The organism is Pseudoalteromonas sp. NZS71, assembly GCF_015864715.1.
Classification (GTDB): domain Bacteria; phylum Pseudomonadota; class Gammaproteobacteria; order Enterobacterales; family Alteromonadaceae; genus Pseudoalteromonas; species Pseudoalteromonas arctica.
Genome location: NZ_JADYWS010000077.1, coordinates 1 through 891 on the forward strand (window position 1 = coordinate 1; position 891 = coordinate 891).

Consider the following 891-nt stretch of genomic DNA (forward strand, 5'->3'; position numbering starts at 1 on the left):
GGGATTTTTTTGAACTAAATCTCAATGTCATGATCAGATCTTCAAATCTTGTTTGAGGGCACATTATGATTAACGAACATACTCATTGGGCAAAACAACAATTCGGTAAATCGGACTTAGGTGATCCAAGAAGAACAGCGCGTCTGGTAAAGTTAGCATCAACGCTTGCAAATGAACCAGGAAAACCACTTGTAAACATCACTCAATCCCCCGCCGATATGGAAGGTGCCTACCGCTTTATTCGCAACGAGAATATTGACGCAACGGCTATAGCAGAGTCAGGCTTTAAAGCCACGGTTGAACAAGCAAAAAGTCATAACTTATTGCTCGCATTAGAAGACACGACCACACTAATTTATAAACATTCCTCCATTCGAGATGATTTGGGTCATGTCGGACGAGGAGCAAAACAACGAGGCTTGTTAGCTCATAGCGTATTACTGTTTGCGCCAGACACAAAGCAAGTTGTGGGATTAATTGAACAGTCTCGCTGGAGTCGTGATATCAACACGATTGGAAAAAGAGAAAAACACGCGACGACTTCTTACGAAGAAAAAGAAAGTTACAAGTGGGAGTCAGCGTCACGAGCGATGGCAGAGCGGCTGCAAGGACAAATGGCGAACGTGATATCGGTGTGTGACCGCGAAGCGGACATCTACGAATACTTGCAGTATAAACTGACCGAGCAGCAACGATTCGTCGTACGCTCGATGCAAAGTCGTCATATTGAAGAAGGTGAGGATAAGCTCTATGCGTTTGCAAGCGAGCTGATGAGTGCAGGCACCAAACACATCCACATTGCACAAAAAGGAGGAAGAAAAGCCCGAAGCGCAACACTGGATATCACCTATGCGCCAGTGACACTCAAAGCGCCTTACAATAAGAAAGGAC

At 45.0% G+C, this 891-nt stretch carries 1 protein-coding gene; it reads left to right on the plus strand.

Annotated features, from left to right (window positions below):
- Nucleotides 1–65 precede the first annotated feature (65 nt).
- Nucleotides 66–891 (plus strand): IS4 family transposase (locus tag I6E85_RS20785; RefSeq protein ID WP_231621114.1); only part of this gene is annotated, 826 nt, incomplete at its 3' end.